The sequence below is a fragment of the Shewanella putrefaciens genome (genome assembly GCF_016406325.1).
In the GTDB taxonomy this organism is placed as follows: Bacteria; Pseudomonadota; Gammaproteobacteria; order Enterobacterales; family Shewanellaceae; genus Shewanella; species Shewanella putrefaciens.
The window spans coordinates 3849996-3865431 of the sequence record NZ_CP066370.1 but is presented as its reverse complement, the minus strand read 5'-3'; the positions used below and the strand labels follow the sequence as shown (position 1 = coordinate 3865431).

Genomic DNA, 15436 nt, shown 5'->3' with positions numbered 1-15436 from the left:
TTATAAATGTTAAATGAGTACGATCCATTTAATGCCTACAAGCAAACCGCTTTAGATGCACAAGTTGCTGCTGCAACGCCCCATGATATGGTGCGTATGTTGCTTGATGGGTTATTGGAAGAGCTAGAGCGTGCTGCAGGCCATATGGAATATCAACGGTTTGAAGCTAAAGGCATGAGTATTCATAAATGCCTCAATATCGTTCATGGATTGGACTCAATGCTCGATCTTGAGAACGGTGGTGAGGTTGCTATCAGCCTACACCGCCTCTATGACTTTTGTAGCCGTCAGCTTGTCAGTGCCAGTGTTGAAAACAGTGCTGAAGCCTTGGTTCCTATTACTCAGGTGATTACGAATGTCAGAGAAGGGTGGACAAATCTCAATTAAGCAGTGGGCGCGTTTTGGGCATGCTTTACGTCAATATGCCGATGCTCAGGATTGGACTAACGTCCAAAAAGTGAATATCGCTTTGATTAAAGCACTGCAACAAGCGGGTGAGGCCCGTGATACCGAGCAGAAGTTAGCCCGTGAGGCGCTAAAACGTGTACATGCCCAAGTACTACAGGAGCTGATTTTGGCGCGTGATGAATTAGCCGTTGAGATGAGCCGTTTTAGGGAACAACAATCGGGCTTAGCCGCCTATCAATTAACGCAAGTGAGTGGAGCTTTAGATGATCTCTGATCTTCTTTCAACTCGTCATATGGGAACAAATCCTAATGTGACGACTAAAGTGACAAGTGCAGTGGATCAAGATAAAGCGGAATCCTTTACGTTGTTGGCATTACCAGTAGAACCCTCTGCTGAATCTATGCCACAGGAGCGTTCGTTGGATATCACCACTGAACAATCGCAAGAAAGTGGTTATAACCCCTTTTTGAATCAACATATTAATAATTTAGTTGAATCAGCACCTTTTACTGGTGTGGATGCTGTTACTCAGGGGGCAATGTTCAATAGCGAGGCTGAGATTAACTCAACGTCTATTCGCCTCGATGATGTTGCATTCGCGTCTCTGAACAGTCTTACCACTCCAACGGTTGTTGCTCCGCTTGTTCCTGTAACTTTGCCGATTGAAGCATCTAAAACGGAATCTGTAGGTCAAACCTCCGCATCTTTAGTTGGGCTATCAGTTGCCTCACAAAGAGGCGCGCTATTTAGCAGGGGTATGGCGTCATCTATGGCGCTTGTCGGAAGCGCTTCTCAACCTGCCAGTATGAGTACCGAGATTTCCCCAATAAGTAGTGCATTGGCAAAGGATGCAATGACGACTCCTTTCTCAGACTCTAGTCGTTTTGACCATTTGAAGGCCGATACCTCTGTGTTCCAACGTGTGTTGGCAGAACTCAGGGGCCATGAAGCGAAAGATATTAATGCCATTGGTACTCAGCCGATTGTGAGTACACAGGCTGCAAGTGCAACACAATGGGGGCCAGTATCGTTAACACCGACAGCTTCATTGGCGCAGCAAGCACAGGAGATCCTGACTCCCCTAAGAGAACATCTTCGGTTCCAAGTTGACCAACACATTAAAAAAGCGGAGTTAAGGTTAGATCCGCCAGAGCTTGGAAAGATTGACCTTAATATTCGCTTAGAAGGCGATCGTTTACAGGTGCATATGCATGCGGTCAATCCCGCCATTCGTGATGCCTTACTCAATGGATTAGAGCGCCTAAGAATGGATTTAGCCATGGATCATGGTGGTCAAATTGATGTGGATGTTGGCCAAGGCGGATCTCAACAACAGCAGCAGGAAACTGCATTATTTGCTTCATCGATAGCACCTGAAACCGCAATGGAAAATGGCGCCGATGTGATGACCAGAGAGAAATCTCAATTAGATTTATTGGCTTAATGCCGGAGTTGTTTAATGGCAATTGTAAAATCGCGTGTAATAAAAATTACCCTAGCATTTTTTGTACTCATTAGCTGGACTGCTGGGGCGTTATGGATTGGGATAAATGGTGCCGATTGGAAGTTAACAGAGCTTTTTGCCTCTGAACCTGAAGTCGAACCTGTGCCTGTGGCAAAGTTTTACCCATTAGAAAAGTTTGTGATATCGATACCAGGGGATAAATATCCCCATTACATGCTGCTTGAAATGTCATTGAAAAGTTACAATCCCGATATGAAAACAGTGTTAGTTGAGGCCGATCCCCTCATTCGTAACGCCATGATGAAAATGTTTTCACGTAAAACATTTGAACAGTTAAATCATTTGGATCAGCTCGATGGTTTGCAGGCTGAAGCCCTTATTTTGATGGTGAAAGTGCTATCTGATAACAAATTGCCATCAGATATTGATGAAGTACTTTTTACCCGTATGGTGATCCAGTAAGGGGCCGATATGACGACAGATGGCCAACTTGCATATCAACAAACCTGTGATTATCCAATCGAAGAACGGCAATCTGAACAACAGGTTATTCGGCAATATTTACCACTGATTAAACGTATCGTGTCGCAGATGCGTAGCCACTGTGGCGTCATGTTATCGCTTGAGGATATGGAACAAATAGGGATGATGGCCTTGCTTGAGTCATCGCGTCGCTATCCTGGAGAGCTCGATAACGGATTTATTTCTTTCGCGGGACAACGTATCCGCGGCGCAATATTGGATGAGTTAAGAAGGCAAGATTGGCGTCCTCGCCCTGTTAGGCAACAAGCCCATGAACTGAATGATGTTGTTAGACGCTTGAGCCGTGAAATGGGACGGGAACCTAGCGATCTCGAGGTTGCCAGTGCATTAGGTCTTAGTGCTGAAGATTACCGAGAACGCTTATATTCCACACAAGCGGAGTCGATGAAAAGCTTAGATGAATTGTTGTTGGTGGGCGAACATCCGGTCGATAGAGGCAATGATGTTGAACAATTGATGCTAAAGCAGACCTTGATCAAAGTTATTTCAAAATTAAATGAAAGAGAACAGTTAATCCTGTCGCTTTACTATCATCATGAGCTGAATTTAAAAGAAATTGCCATGGCATTAGGGTTAACAGAAACACGTATTTGTCAGTTACATAAATCAGCAATTTCACAGTTAAAAACAATATTGCAGCGCTAAAGTTAGAAGTGAGAAGATCGTAATGAGTAAACTAGTTGGGCTGTTAATTATTTTAGCTTCAGTATTTGGTGGATATGCTTGGGCTGGTGGTGCGTTGGCTGCATTATGGCAGCCTGCTGAAATTTTAATCATTATGGGTGCTGGAGTTGGGGCGCTTATTATTGCTAATCCACAATCAGTACTAAAAGAAATGCTGGAGCAATTAAAAGAGCTATTTAATAAAGGAAAAGAAGATCCTGAGCTATACCCTCAATTATTTCCTTTAATGGGCACTTTAATGGCCCAGATCCAATCTCAGGGTTTAAAAGTGCTCGATGAACATTTAGAAAACCCACAACAGAGCTCAATTTTTTTAATGTATCCAGCGGTGCTAAAGCACCCAAATGTTCTTCAGTTCTTAATCGATAACTTACGCGTACAATCTATCGGAAAAATATCTCCCCATGATTTAGAACATATATTAGAAGAGGAGATCCATCGAATAGAAGAGGACAGACTAAGGCCATCGGAAGCATTTAGCAAAGTGGGTGAAGCCATGCCTGGTTTTGGTATTTTAGCCGCTGTACTCGGTATTATTATCACTATGTCAAATATTGACGGGCCAATTACCATGATTGGTGTCAAAGTTGCTGCTGCATTAGTTGGAACATTTATCGGTATTTTTGCCTGTTATTGTTTTTTCGATCCTATGGCTAAAGCATTGGAGCATTTAGTCGATCGCAAGTCAGCACAGTTACGTTGCATTGCCGCTATTTTAGTGACCTTTTCCAAAGGGAAACCCCCTATGATGGCGATTGATGCAGGGCGTAAGCAAATACAAAGTGAGAATCGTCCCTCGTTTATAGAATTAGAGCGTTGGATGGAGGGGCAGAGAAGCTAATGCTCCATAAAAATGAGCCGATTATTATCAAGCGGCGAAAGCGCGGAAAGCGTAATCATGGTCATGGTGGGGCGTGGAAAGTGGCTTTTGCCGACTTTACTCTCGCGATGATGGTGCTCTTCATGGTCCTGTGGATCATGCAAATTGCCGATCAAAAAGAGCGAACTATGATAGTGCAATATTTGCGTGGGGATATGAATCCAACGGGACCGATAAATCCATTTGAGCTAAGCCAATCATCCTCGATCATTGATCTGGAAGGAAATATGTCTATTGCTCCCACTATTATACCTTCTCACCCTTCTCCACGTGCTGGCGCTGAAGGTATTGAGGAGGGCGCACTGATCCCTGGTCAATTTGATACTCAGGAACAACTCACTGTTTTAGCAAGGCAATTGAATCGAGTCGTACAAAGTTCGAGTATGGCGGAGAATATCACTGTCACTATAGTCCCCCAGGGTATCCGTATTTTGATCCATGATAATGTTAATCGATTTATGTTTACTCGCGGCAGTGCGCAGATGCAGCCCTATTTTGAAGAGTTACTGTTATCTTTAGGGCCAATTTTAAAAAATATCACCAACAGCATGGTTATCTCTGGTCATACCGACTCCACGCCTTATGCCGGCAGTTTATTTACCAATTGGGAGTTATCGAGTGAAAGAGCACTATTAGCACGAAGAGTGCTTGAGCGTGGTGGTGTTAAGCGTGATCAGGTGATTCAGGTAACAGGTATGGCAGATCAGGTTCCTTATATTACTTCGGATACTGCTGCGGCGGCTAATCGTCGAATTGAGGCGCTTATTTTAACCTCCTCTGCCGAGCAGTTATTAAGGGGCATGATAGGCGCGCCTAACGAGACTATCCAGAACGGTATTAGCATTAACGATATAAAACGACAGACTATCGCGCATTAGTGTTTGCACTTGTACTCATTTGTTAGGTATGACTATGAATATGTATGAAGAGTTTGTACATTCTGAGGATGAGGTTGAACCTACGCTTGAGTATCAAATTATTGAGTTTGATAATCGGCGAACTCATCAGAGACTCAGCCTACGACATGATAAAAGAGTGCCATTAGCGTTTGCCTGTGATGGCTTAACGGTTAACTTATCAACGACTCGTTGGTTTATCCTCACGCCACTCGGTACCGCGAACATAAAAGACATTAGTATTGGCGGTGTTGGCATTTTATGCAGTGAACCATTATCCATAGGGATGAAATTCTATATTGAACTTGATCAATATAGAGTCCTATGTGAAGTCACTCGAGAACACTCAATTAAAGGTCATTTAAAATTTTTGGGTGCTCGTTGGATTAATGGTAACGATACCGAGGTTCAAAATTTAATCGACGCAATTAAATTACGAGCCAAAATATAGGGCATGCAATGGCTGCATCTTTTAATCGTAATGGCTCAGATAAGCTACAAAAAGTCTTCCTTTATCTTATACTGCTAAACTGGCTATTACTCATTGTTATCGCTATCAATATCAACACATTGCGCTTTAGTAATGGTGTTATGATTTCCGTTATGATTTTTATATATAACTATTTTCTTGCCCATTTATGCTTTATACGCGCCGCAAGAGCCCAAGATGCCTACCTCATTTATCCTGTGGTGATTGGCGCACTCAGTTCCTTCTTTCTCGTTGTCTATTTTTTCTTCTTGCTTTAAATCGGGCTAGGTGTTGATAAGATATTTTCACTCAGTCTGTTCCAATATTATTCGGTGCAGTACACCCTTATATTTAAACTGATAATACAAAAAAGGGCTTCTCATTAATGAGAAACCCTTTTTCAATACGACAGCTTAACCCTTGCGGATTAGTTCATGCCGTATTTTTTCAATTTTTTACGCAGAGTACCACGGTTGATACCTAGCATGTTTGCTGCGCGGGTTTGGTTGCCACGAGTGTGTTGCATGATGATGTCAAGCAGAGGCGCTTCTACTTCGCTTAGCACCATTTCATAAACTTCCTGTGCTTCCTGACCGTCCAACTGTGCGAAGAAGTTAGTTACGGCACGTTTCACTGCGTCACGTAATAACTGGGGCTTGATAGTGCCGTTTGCGGTTTCGATTTTGCCAACGGTAAGCTGGTGAACTTCTGTATTAGTTGTCTGATCAAACATTCTATTCTGCTCTTTATTAATTCTGTGCTAATTCATCAAAATAACATTCCACGAGGGAATACTGTTCTGCAGCGGTTTCCAGCCGATTAAAGTCAGACCTAAATTGGCGCTGAGCTTCTTGGTCTAGGTACCATCCCATATGTTTTCTAGCGAAGCGGATGCCCTTATATTCGCCATATAAATCATACAGTTTGGTGAGGTGTTCCAGCATAACTTCTCGTTGCTGGGCAACCTCAATGGGCGCTAGCTTATTACCCGTTTCCAAGTAGTGCTGGATTTCTCTGAAAATCCAAGGTCGTCCTTGAGCACCCCGTCCTATCATCAGAGCATCGACACCAGTGTAGTCCAGCACGAAGCGGGCCTTTTCCGGACTGTCGATATCCCCATTGGCGACAACAGGAATCGAGACATTCTGTTTGATTGCTTTAATAGTGTCGTACTCGGCATCGCCTTTGTACATGCATTGTCTCGTACGGCCGTGAACGGCGAGTGAGGCAATACCACAATCCTCAGCAATCTGGGCGATTTGAACACCGTTCCTGTGTTCTGGAGCCCAACCTGTGCGAATCTTTAACGTGACGGGCACATTCACTGCGGCGACCACGGCTTGTAAAATGGCTTTTACTAAGGGTGGATTTTGCATCAGTGCTGACCCAGCCAGCTTTTTATTCACTTTTTTTGCAGGACATCCCATATTGATATCAATGATGTGGGCGCCTTGTTCAACGTTGAACTGAGCAGCCTGTGCCATTAAATCAGGATCGGCCCCTGCAATTTGCACTGAGCGTATACCTTCCTCGCCAGAATGCATCATGCGTTGGCGGCTTTTATCTGTTTCCCAAACATCAGGATTAGATGAAAGCATCTCTGACACCGCAAGGGCTGCGCCATAACGAAGACAGAGATTACGGAAGACTTGATCGGTGACACCTGCCATTGGTGCCACGATCAGCTGATTCTTCAGTTGATAGGGTCCAATCTGCATTTATGATTCACCTTAGCTCTTCAAAGGGGCGCTATAGTAGCCCTTTTTGTTGGCCGTGAAAAGGTCAATAAATGACCTAGGCGCAATTTTTTTTCTTGACTTTTAAGCGTTGAGAAGTAATTAGCAAAATTAGCCGAAGCCAGCCGTGGCGCATGTTAGGCCATGGCATTACTGCTATTTACGCTTACCTGTCAAGCGACTCCAGTCTTCTTTGTGAGCTGCTTCGTCCATATCGAACCATTGACTGTAAAAGTCTGAGATTTCTTGCGCTTGTTCTTTGAGAAGGCCTGAAAGCGCTAATTTACCACCACTTTTTACCCGTTCAGCGATAAGTGGAGCAAGTTCACGCAGTGGGCCTGCGAGGATGTTAGCCACTAATACGTCTGCCTTAAGATCGGCGGGTTGATCTTCAGGTAAGTACAACGCCAGCTTGTCGGCGACATTATTGCGCTCGGCATTAGCACGTGAGGCGTCAATGGCTTGATAGTCGATATCGATACCTGTGACTTTTTTCGCGCCAAGTTTTAGTGCGGCCACGGCTAAGATACCGGAGCCACAACCAAAGTCGATCACTTCTTCATTGCTTAAATCTAGACTGTCTAACCACTCTAAACACAGTGCAGTGGTTGGGTGAGTGCCGGTGCCGAAGGCTAGACCTGGATCGAGGATAACATTGACTGCGGTTGGATCAGGGATTTCGCGCCAGCTTGGGCAAATCCATAAACGAGAGCCAAATTGGATAGGATGGAAGTTATCCATCCACTCGCGCACCCAATCTTTGTCTTCAATCTGCTCAATTTTATGGCTGAAGTTGTCGCCTAAAAATGGCAGGGTTTTTAGCATTTCTATTGTTGGGGTGAGGTCGGTGTCCGCTTCGAACAACGCGACGACCACAGTATCACGCCACAATGGGGTTTCGCCCAGTTTAGGTTCAAAAATCGGTGTGTCTTTTCCGTCTTCGAAGGTGATTGAGACTGAACCTTCTTCCATGAGTAAGTCGCTAATGGTTTCAGCATCATCGCTATTGGTGTTTATGCGGAGTTGGATCCAAGGCATGGGAGGTATCCTGTGACTAAGCGTTCAAAAGGTAAGGGATGAAATATGGCGCTATTGTATACCCAAACTGCTTAAAAATGCAGGATTGAGCTGGAATTTAACGTGCTTTAGCTAAGCCGTAGGGAGGGCTACCATCGCGTAGCGTTTTGTTGCTGGTGATTGCGTTATTGCGCTTTTATCTGTCCAGACAAGGTGTTAGCGAGTGAGTCAGTATTAGTGTTAAAAAGCGAATTGTCAGTTTTATTTTTTACTATAACCATATGAAATTTATTGGTTAATTGGTTTTACCTTTGTTTAGTTTGAATGTGTGTTTTGTGATCTTCTTCTAAGAGTTGCATTCTGTCGAGTGAGGTAGCTCACGCTTTAAATCTGTGACGCTGAACGGCGATTTTTGTTGCTGCTATGGTGTAGCTTGCCCAGAGGTGCCAACAATAAACACATAGGTATAAGCAAGATGACAAGCGTAACTCGAGTCCACAATCGCGTGAATACACCCGCACTAGGACACCCATGGTCGGCTAGGGCAGATAAATTACAGAGTGCCACAGGTCTTATGCTTGGGTGTTTTCTATTGCTGCATATGCATTTTGAGTCGAGCATTCTGCTCGGTAAAGAGGCGTTTTACCACGTAGTACAGTTCCTTGAGGGGGGCATGTTCAGTAGTACTGGCCATGGTTTTCCTATAGTGACGAAAATATTTTCTGTATTTATGTTACTCGTGGTGATTGTCCATGCTGCGGTCGCGCTTAGACGATTCCCTGCCCAGCTAGGTCAGTGGCGCGCGCTTCGTTCACACTTAGGGGGAATTAAACACAAAGATACCCATGCTTGGTTTTGGCAACTCATCACGGGTTTTATTTTATTTTTCCTTGTGCCAGTACATCTTTTTACCATGATAACTAATCCCGAAATTGGCCCACATTTATCGGCAGAGCGTGTGTATCACAATAATGCTTGGCTACTGTATGCACTTTTACTCCCTGCCGTTGTGATACACGCCATGATTGGTTTGTATCGCGTGTCGGTTAAGTGGGGATTAACGACCAAGCGTTCTAGTCTGCGTAAAGTGGTTAAGGTCTTGATTATCTATTTAATATGCCTAGGTACAGCGAGCTTAATTTCTTACCTTTTTATTGGAAGTGAATTAAGTCTTCCCGTGCAGCCATTTGTCCCCCAGTAGGGATTGGGCTTATCGCCACTATGTCCGTAAAGCAGAATGTTATTTCACAGCTAATATTTAAGCATTTGGTTAATTATTTCTCTGTTGATTGATCTGTCTCAGGTTCTGTGATGGATTTGTGAGCGATATTAACTTTTAGCGTTGGATTTACTGGGGTTAGCTCACTGGGCGAGGGCGTGAAATGTCGATTAATTTAAAAATCAAAAAATGGAGTGCGTGGCTGGATTTAAGCCAGAGTTTATCGGGCGTCATTCTTGCTGTCTTTTTGTGGACCCATTTAGTGCTAGTGTCATCGATTTTGTTCGGTGCGGATGCGATGAGTTGGGTTGCGCGCATGATGGAGTTGAGTTTTTTATCTTCTGATGGTCATGGCTATCCTTGGGTTGTGACATGTATCGCCATTGGCATTGCTGTTTTGGCTTTTATTCATGTGCTTGTGGCGCTACAAAAATTGCCAATGAGTTTGCAGCAACAAAGGGCGCTACGCCAACAAATGCAGGTGATCAAGCACAGCGATACTCGCTTGTGGCGTTGGCAGGCGATTACCGGTGTGGTGATTTTATTGCTGCTTCCTGTACATCTGTGGCTGATTGGATCTGCCCCCGAAACTATTGGCCCCCAAGGCAGTGCTAATCGCATATGGAACCAAGGTGTGTGGATGTTGTACTTGCCATTACTGTTGACGGTGGAGTTACATGCTGCCATTGGTATTTATCGTGTGGCTTTGAAATGGGGCGCAGCGAGGGATCTCAACAGTCGTGCCCGATTACGAAAACTTAAGACAATTATCAGCGTGGTATTTGTATCAGTGGGTATTGCATCGCTGCTGGCATTTTTACCTCACGCAAGTTAAATAAATTCTAATAAAAACATAGTTGTAGTTGATGTGTTATGAGAGAAAACCCGACAATAATAGCAAATCCCGTTAAGGAGCAGGCGTGAAACTGATTTATACCGATTCATTAGTGGTAGGAGCCGGGCTTGCCGGTTTAAGGGTCGCCATTGCATCGAAAGAGCGTGGGCTGGATACCTTAGTTCTATCGCTTATTCCTGCGAAACGTTCACACTCGGCGGCGGCACAAGGGGGAATGCAGGCGAGTTTAGGGAATGCCGTTAAGGGGATGGGTGATGATGAAGATGTCCACTTTCAAGACACTGTAAAAGGTTCCGATTGGGGCTGCGATCAAGAAGTGGCGCGCATGTTTGCTCATTGTGCACCTAAGGCCGTGCGTGAATTAGCAAATTGGGGCGTGCCTTGGTCAAGGGTGAGTGCTGGCCCGAGAGAAGTGATAGTCAATGCGCAAAAGGTCACTCTCCATGAGGCCGAGGAAGCTCATGGTCTTATCAACGCCCGTGATTTTGGCGGGACTAAAAAGTGGCGAACCTGTTACACCGCAGATGGGACTGGTCACTCATTATTGTATGCGATGGATAACAAAGCGATTTCTATGGACATTCCCGTCCATGAACGTGTTGAAGCCTTGGCGCTTATTCACGATGGCAAACGCTGTCACGGCGTAGTGGCTCGTTGTTTGATTACGGGTGAACTGCGTGCTTATGTGGCCAAATCCACCACCATTGCTACTGGTGGTTATGGCCGTATCTATGAAGTATCAACAAACGCCATTATCTGTGAAGGTGTAGGGCACGCGCTCGCTTTAGAAACTGGTGTTGCGACCTTAGGTAATATGGAGGCTGTGCAATTCCATCCGACGGCTATTGTACCTGTGGGGATTCTCACGACAGAGGGATGCCGTGGTGATGGTGGCTTATTGCGCGATAAAGATGGTTATCGCTTTATGCCAGACTATGAACCCGATAAAAAAGAGTTGGCATCGCGGGACGTAGTATCACGCCGTATGACAGAGCATATGCGTAAAGGCAAAGGGGTTGACAGTCCTTATGGACCACATTTATGGCTCGATATTACCCTCTTAGGTCGTAAACATATTGAAACAAACCTTCGGGAAGTACAGGAAATTTGTGAGAACTTTCTGGGTATTGATCCCGCTAAAGATTGGATTCCTGTACGCCCAACTCAGCATTATTCTATGGGCGGTATTAGGACTAATGCCACAGGTGAAAGTCCACAGCTTAAAGGGTTATTTAGCGTGGGTGAGGCGGCTTGTTGGGATATGCACGGCTTTAACCGTTTAGGCGGTAATTCGCTAGCCGAAACTGTGGTCGGGGGCATGATTATCGGTAAATATGTTGCTGATTTTTGTGAAAATAACAGTTTAGAAATCAATACCCAACTTGCTGAAAAGTTTATGAAGCAAGTGCAAGATGAAATCGATACGTTAATCGAAGGGGACGGCACAGAGAGCCCCTTCGAGCTTAAGCATGAAATGCAGCGTATTATGATGGATTACGTGGGGATATTCCGTAATGGCTCCGAGCTTGAAAAAGCGGTTGCCGAGCTTAAAGTCTTGCTCGAGCGTTCACGTAAACTCGGGCTTAAGTGTAAAAAACGTCACGCTAATCCTGAGTTAGTTGAAGCATTACGGGTCAAGCGGATGTTGAAAGTCGCGTTAACCGTAGCCTGCGGCGCAGCAGCGCGTACCGAGAGCCGCGGCGCCCACGCTCGCGAGGATTACCCGCAGCGAAATGACCGAGATTGGCTGAATCGCACGTTGGCAAGCTGGCCTGATCCCAATGCACTTGAACCCATGCTTAATTATGAAGCCCTCGATGTGATGAAGATGGAATTACCGCCTGGCTATCGCGGTTATGGGATCGACAACGCCATAGTGCATCCCGATACCCAAAAACGTGAGCAGCAAATCGCTGAGATTTTAGCAGGGCTGGGTGATGATGCAGATCGCTATCAAAGGCAGCGAGCCCTTATGCCATTTGAATTACCCGAGAGCTTACAACCCAATAATGAACGTTTAAGTGACACGTTAAAAAAACCATCAGCCAATGCGTTAGGAGAAAAATCATAATGAGCCAAGGTCGCCAGTTAACCTTTAATATCTTTCGTTATGATCCGCAGGAGCCAAACGATAAGCCGAAAATGGTGCGTTATCAGCTCACCGAAACACCGGGGATGACGGTATTTATCGCTCTTAATAAACTTAGGGAAGAACAAGATACTTCGCTACAATTCGATTTTGTTTGTCGTGCAGGTATTTGTGGTAGCTGCGCTATGGTGATCAACGGTTTCCCGACGCTAGCTTGCCGCACCTTAACGGCCAAATACCCTAAGGGCGAAATCACTTTAATGCCGCTGCCAGGCTTTGAATTGATTGGTGATTTATCGGTCAATACGGGTAAGTTTATGCGTGAACTTGCTGAGCGTTTAAAGCTATGGTTACATCCTAAACCTAATGATATCAATGTGCATCGACTCGAAGATCCCATGGATCCTGACGAAGCTGCGCGCTTGTATGAGCTAGAACGCTGCGTTGAATGTGGCGTGTGTGTTTCTGCCTGTGCTACTAAGCAAATGCGGGACACTTTTGTTGGCGCAGTGGGCATGATGAAAATAGCTCGTTTTGAGATGGACAGCCGTGACGCTCGTACTGCCGAGGATTTTTATCATGTGATTGGCAATCAAGATGGTGTATTTGGGTGTATGACCTTGCTCGGATGCCAGGATAACTGCCCAAAAGATTTACCGCATATGCAGCAAATTGCCTATTTACGTCGAAAAATGGCAATGACGTTGATTTGATAAGTGATAAATGATGAAAAGCGCCAACGTGTTTGGCGCTTTTTTGTTGATTAGCAGGCGTAGCTTTTGTGAATGTCAGCTCGATTGATGATGTCTGCGGTTTGAGCGACGAATGCTTGAAAGTGCGTGCTCACCATATGCTCATCCAGTGCGGCTTGGGATTGCCAAATTTCGTATATCCAGAAGATATTTTCATCATCTAATGAGTGATGCAGTTTGTATTCGATGCAGCCAGCCTCGGTATGAGTGTCTGTCACGAGTTGTTTGAGTATCTTAAATAGCGTATCGCTTTGGCCTTGATTCGCTATGATTTGGGCAAATACTGTTATTTTCATTGGTTAAAACCTTCTAAAACAATTTTACCGATAGCTTTGCCAGACTCTATCTGAGCGTGAGCCTTGATTAAGTTTTGGGCATTAATGGTGCCGTAGTGCTCCCCGAATGTACTCTGCAATTCACCCGTATCAATAAGCGCGCTTAAGCGGTTGAGTAAGTGGTGTTGCGCAATCATATCCTCGGTCTGATAAAGGCTGCGGGTAAACATCAGCTCCCAGTGTAAGGATAAGCTTTTACGCTTAAGTTTCATCACATCTAATGGGCCTTTAGGATCATCAATGAGCGCCAGTTTTCCTTGCGGCTTAAGCACTTGTACTATTTCATCAAAATGCTGATCGGTTTGGGTTAAGCTAATCACATGGGTCACATCAGTAATGCCAATATTGGCAAGTTCCTGTGAAAGTGGCTTGGTGTGGTCGATAACTGCATCGGCACCAAGTTTGTGCACCCAAGCGGCGGATTCTGGACGAGATGCAGTGCCTATCACTTCTGCACCTGTGAGTTTTACTGCAAGCTGAGTGATGATTGAACCCACACCGCCGGCCGCACCGATAATTAAAATACGGGCGTCAGTTGCCGAACCATCTTGGGGTAAAGCTAAACGGTCGAATAAAATCTCCCATGCCGTAATCCCCGTTAAAGGTAATGCCGCGGCTTGGGTATAGGTTAAACTTTTAGGCTTATGGCCGACAATCCGCTCATCAACCAATTGATATTCTGCATAACTCCCACTGCGACTGATATCGCCCGCATACCACACTTCATCGCCAACGTTGAAAAGACTGACTTTCTCACCAACGGCTTTGACGACACCGACCGCATCCCAGCCGATAATTTTGTATTCACCTGCAGGTGCTGAGCTAGATGCACGGATTTTTGTATCAACCGGATTGACAGAAATGGCTTTGATTTCCACTAAAAGGTCAAAACCTGTCGCAGTTGGCTCGGCTAGCGTGATGTTTTCTAATGCATTGGGCGCTGTTATTGCACCTGCTGTCTGGTAACCAATGGCTTTCATGTTTATTCCTCTGGGTGTACTTGCTGGAGTTTACTTGTTTGCGTGTACTTGTATCGTGTAGCCATTGTGTGGAAGATTAGCCAAGAGATAAACAGGATAAAGTTTGTAATTTTTTCAAAGGATTTTTGATAATCATGCTAATTAATGATTTAGCTTTGTTCGTTCGAGTCGCTGATTGCGGCAATATATCTGCCGCAGCAGCCGAGATGGATATCTCGGCAGCTTCTGCCAGTGCTGCAATAAAACGGCTTGAGAAACAGCTTGATACTAGTTTATTTATCCGCACTACACGCAGCTTACGTTTGACTGTGCAAGGTGAACGTTATCTTATTCATTGCCGACGTGCGCTAAGCGATTTAGCACTTGGCGAACAGGCTATCGCCAGTGATAAAGGTAAAATATCCGGCACCTTAAGCCTTTCGGTTTCTTCAGACTTTGGCCGTAATCTGTTTGTGCCTTGGCTCGACGAGTTTTTGCTCGATTTCCCTCAACTGCTAGTGCGCTTGCACCTTGGCGACAATATCAGCAGTTTTTACCACGATAAAATTGATGTCGCCGTGCGCTATGGAAAACCGCAGGATTCTAACCAAGTGGCTTTTCCTATCTGTAGTGTTGATCGTGTTTTGTGTGCCTCACCTGAATATCTCGCCAAGTTTGGTGTGCTTGATTCATTAGAGCAATTAGTTGAGCATAATTGCTTGTTTTATAAGTTAGATGAGCGCACCCACGATCAATGGCTATTTAGGCGTGATGGTCAAGAATTCAAAGTGCGTGTCACGGGCAATCGTAGTGCTAATGATGCCGAGATTGCCCGCCGTTGGGCTGTTGCTGGCAAAGGGTTGGTATTTAAGTCGAGTCTAGATCTGGCCGATGACTTAATCTCAGGGCGATTAGTACGTTTGTTGCCTGAGTATCAGGGGGAGCCCGTCGATTTGTACTTAGTGTGCCCAGGACGTGAACATGTCACGCCCGTCGTGCTCTTACTGCGGGAAATGCTCCGGCAGCGAACACAGGCTCTAAGTAAAAACTTGAGTAAAATATTAGCAGTGAAAAAATCTTAGATAACAAAAAAGCCGCATAATGCGGCTTTTAGCTTAGAGACTCAC

Annotated in this window: 19 protein-coding genes; 14 read left to right on the top strand and 5 right to left on the bottom strand. The window is 45.0% G+C overall.

From position 1 onward, the window contains the following. Positions 1-6: 6 nt before the first annotated feature. Genes fliS through JEZ96_RS17145 form a run of 9 tightly spaced genes read left to right on the top strand, consistent with a single transcriptional unit; the run spans position 7 to position 5624 of the window. Entirely contained in the window at positions 7-387 is a 381-nt protein-coding gene (fliS, locus tag JEZ96_RS17185) for a flagellar export chaperone FliS (RefSeq protein ID WP_011787874.1), read from the top strand. After that, positions 356-682: a hypothetical protein gene (locus tag JEZ96_RS17180; protein WP_011787875.1), complete on the top strand. Its 327-nt coding sequence runs from the start codon at positions 356-358 to the stop codon at positions 680-682. Before fliS ends, JEZ96_RS17180 begins: the two co-directional genes overlap by 32 nt. Continuing rightward, entirely contained in the window at positions 672-1853 is a 1182-nt protein-coding gene (locus tag JEZ96_RS17175) for a flagellar hook-length control protein FliK (RefSeq protein WP_128090231.1), read from the top strand. Before JEZ96_RS17180 ends, JEZ96_RS17175 begins: the two co-directional genes overlap by 11 nt. Before the next feature lie 15 nt (positions 1854-1868). Continuing rightward, a complete protein-coding gene (locus tag JEZ96_RS17170; RefSeq protein ID WP_011787877.1) occupies positions 1869-2336 on the top strand; it encodes a flagellar basal body-associated FliL family protein in 468 nt (155 codons plus the stop codon). A gap of 9 nt (positions 2337-2345) precedes the next feature. After that, complete coding sequence (locus JEZ96_RS17165) at positions 2346-3062, top strand: RNA polymerase sigma factor FliA (RefSeq protein ID WP_011787878.1); 717 nt, start codon at positions 2346-2348, stop codon at positions 3060-3062. A 22-nt stretch (positions 3063-3084) separates the two neighbouring features. Then, on the top strand, positions 3085-3942 hold the full coding sequence (motA, locus tag JEZ96_RS17160; protein WP_011787879.1) for a flagellar motor stator protein MotA: 858 nt from the start codon (positions 3085-3087) through the stop codon (positions 3940-3942). Next, a complete protein-coding gene (locus tag JEZ96_RS17155) occupies positions 3942-4859 on the top strand; it encodes a flagellar motor protein MotB (protein WP_128090232.1) in 918 nt (305 codons plus the stop codon). Before motA ends, JEZ96_RS17155 begins: the two co-directional genes overlap by 1 nt. A gap of 34 nt (positions 4860-4893) precedes the next feature. Then, positions 4894-5328, top strand: coding sequence for a PilZ domain-containing protein (locus tag JEZ96_RS17150; protein ID WP_011787881.1), 435 nt, complete (start codon positions 4894-4896; stop codon positions 5326-5328). A gap of 8 nt (positions 5329-5336) precedes the next feature. Beyond that, positions 5337-5624, top strand: coding sequence for a hypothetical protein (locus tag JEZ96_RS17145; protein WP_011787882.1), 288 nt, complete (start codon positions 5337-5339; stop codon positions 5622-5624). A 149-nt stretch (positions 5625-5773) separates the two neighbouring features. On the opposite strand, the gene fis is transcribed toward JEZ96_RS17145, so the two are convergent. The 3 genes from fis to prmA form a co-directional block, all read right to left on the bottom strand. After that, positions 5774-6079 (bottom strand): DNA-binding transcriptional regulator Fis, encoded by a 306-nt coding sequence (gene fis, locus JEZ96_RS17140; protein ID WP_006083371.1) that lies wholly within the window; start codon positions 6077-6079, stop codon positions 5774-5776. 16 nt (positions 6080-6095) lie between these two features. Then, a complete protein-coding gene (gene dusB / locus JEZ96_RS17135) occupies positions 6096-7064 on the bottom strand; it encodes a tRNA dihydrouridine synthase DusB (RefSeq protein WP_061783192.1) in 969 nt (322 codons plus the stop codon). Between the two features lie 174 nt (positions 7065-7238). Further along, positions 7239-8120, bottom strand: coding sequence for a 50S ribosomal protein L11 methyltransferase (gene prmA, locus JEZ96_RS17130; protein WP_011787884.1), 882 nt, complete (start codon positions 8118-8120; stop codon positions 7239-7241). A 454-nt stretch (positions 8121-8574) separates the two neighbouring features. Here prmA and JEZ96_RS17125 point away from each other — a divergent pair, with 454 nt between their 5' ends. From JEZ96_RS17125 to JEZ96_RS17110, 4 genes are all read left to right on the top strand, one after another. Further along, positions 8575-9300: a fumarate reductase cytochrome b subunit gene (locus tag JEZ96_RS17125; protein WP_011787885.1), complete on the top strand. Its 726-nt coding sequence runs from the start codon at positions 8575-8577 to the stop codon at positions 9298-9300. Between the two features lie 181 nt (positions 9301-9481). Next, positions 9482-10153 (top strand): fumarate reductase cytochrome b subunit, encoded by a 672-nt coding sequence (locus JEZ96_RS17120; protein WP_011787886.1) that lies wholly within the window; start codon positions 9482-9484, stop codon positions 10151-10153. An 85-nt stretch (positions 10154-10238) separates the two neighbouring features. Next, positions 10239-12245, top strand: coding sequence for a fumarate reductase flavoprotein subunit (locus tag JEZ96_RS17115; protein ID WP_025008128.1), 2007 nt, complete (start codon positions 10239-10241; stop codon positions 12243-12245). After that, positions 12245-12976 (top strand): fumarate reductase iron-sulfur subunit, encoded by a 732-nt coding sequence (locus tag JEZ96_RS17110; RefSeq protein ID WP_025008129.1) that lies wholly within the window; start codon positions 12245-12247, stop codon positions 12974-12976. Before JEZ96_RS17115 ends, JEZ96_RS17110 begins: the two co-directional genes overlap by 1 nt. A gap of 50 nt (positions 12977-13026) precedes the next feature. Here the strand turns inward: JEZ96_RS17110 and JEZ96_RS17105 are convergent, their stop codons facing one another. After that, the gene (locus tag JEZ96_RS17105) at positions 13027-13311 is read right to left on the bottom strand and encodes a putative quinol monooxygenase (RefSeq protein ID WP_025008130.1); all 285 of its coding nucleotides are present in this window, start codon (positions 13309-13311) and stop codon (positions 13027-13029) included. Beyond that, positions 13308-14330 (bottom strand): zinc-binding alcohol dehydrogenase family protein, encoded by a 1023-nt coding sequence (locus tag JEZ96_RS17100; protein ID WP_025008131.1) that lies wholly within the window; start codon positions 14328-14330, stop codon positions 13308-13310. Before JEZ96_RS17100 ends, JEZ96_RS17105 begins: the two co-directional genes overlap by 4 nt. Positions 14331-14464: 134 nt before the next feature. Here JEZ96_RS17100 and JEZ96_RS17095 point away from each other — a divergent pair, with 134 nt between their 5' ends. After that, the gene (locus tag JEZ96_RS17095; RefSeq protein WP_061783193.1) at positions 14465-15391 is read left to right on the top strand and encodes a LysR family transcriptional regulator; all 927 of its coding nucleotides are present in this window, start codon (positions 14465-14467) and stop codon (positions 15389-15391) included. The last annotated feature ends 45 nt before the right edge of the window (positions 15392-15436 follow it).

What these genes read in the sequence shown, in the direction of transcription:
- dusB (WP_061783192.1), bottom strand. Translation starts at nt 7,064, where the DNA reads ATGCAGATTGGACCCTATCAACTGAAGAATCAGCTGATCGTGGCACCA.
- JEZ96_RS17170 (WP_011787877.1), top strand. Translation starts at nt 1,869, where the DNA reads ATGGCAATTGTAAAATCGCGTGTAATAAAAATTACCCTAGCATTTTTT.
- JEZ96_RS17175 (WP_128090231.1), top strand. Translation starts at nt 672, where the DNA reads ATGATCTCTGATCTTCTTTCAACTCGTCATATGGGAACAAATCCTAAT.
- JEZ96_RS17110 (WP_025008129.1), top strand. Translation starts at nt 12,245, where the DNA reads ATGAGCCAAGGTCGCCAGTTAACCTTTAATATCTTTCGTTATGATCCG.
- JEZ96_RS17095 (WP_061783193.1), top strand. Translation starts at nt 14,465, where the DNA reads ATGCTAATTAATGATTTAGCTTTGTTCGTTCGAGTCGCTGATTGCGGC.
- prmA (WP_011787884.1), bottom strand. Translation starts at nt 8,120, where the DNA reads ATGCCTTGGATCCAACTCCGCATAAACACCAATAGCGATGATGCTGAA.
- JEZ96_RS17145 (WP_011787882.1), top strand. Translation starts at nt 5,337, where the DNA reads ATGGCTGCATCTTTTAATCGTAATGGCTCAGATAAGCTACAAAAAGTC.
- fliS (WP_011787874.1), top strand. Translation starts at nt 7, where the DNA reads ATGTTAAATGAGTACGATCCATTTAATGCCTACAAGCAAACCGCTTTA.
- JEZ96_RS17120 (WP_011787886.1), top strand. Translation starts at nt 9,482, where the DNA reads ATGTCGATTAATTTAAAAATCAAAAAATGGAGTGCGTGGCTGGATTTA.
- JEZ96_RS17150 (WP_011787881.1), top strand. Translation starts at nt 4,894, where the DNA reads ATGAATATGTATGAAGAGTTTGTACATTCTGAGGATGAGGTTGAACCT.
- fis (WP_006083371.1), bottom strand. Translation starts at nt 6,079, where the DNA reads ATGTTTGATCAGACAACTAATACAGAAGTTCACCAGCTTACCGTTGGC.
- JEZ96_RS17180 (WP_011787875.1), top strand. Translation starts at nt 356, where the DNA reads ATGTCAGAGAAGGGTGGACAAATCTCAATTAAGCAGTGGGCGCGTTTT.
- JEZ96_RS17105 (WP_025008130.1), bottom strand. Translation starts at nt 13,311, where the DNA reads ATGAAAATAACAGTATTTGCCCAAATCATAGCGAATCAAGGCCAAAGC.
- motA (WP_011787879.1), top strand. Translation starts at nt 3,085, where the DNA reads ATGAGTAAACTAGTTGGGCTGTTAATTATTTTAGCTTCAGTATTTGGT.
- JEZ96_RS17165 (WP_011787878.1), top strand. Translation starts at nt 2,346, where the DNA reads ATGACGACAGATGGCCAACTTGCATATCAACAAACCTGTGATTATCCA.
- JEZ96_RS17125 (WP_011787885.1), top strand. Translation starts at nt 8,575, where the DNA reads ATGACAAGCGTAACTCGAGTCCACAATCGCGTGAATACACCCGCACTA.
- JEZ96_RS17100 (WP_025008131.1), bottom strand. Translation starts at nt 14,330, where the DNA reads ATGAAAGCCATTGGTTACCAGACAGCAGGTGCAATAACAGCGCCCAAT.
- JEZ96_RS17155 (WP_128090232.1), top strand. Translation starts at nt 3,942, where the DNA reads ATGCTCCATAAAAATGAGCCGATTATTATCAAGCGGCGAAAGCGCGGA.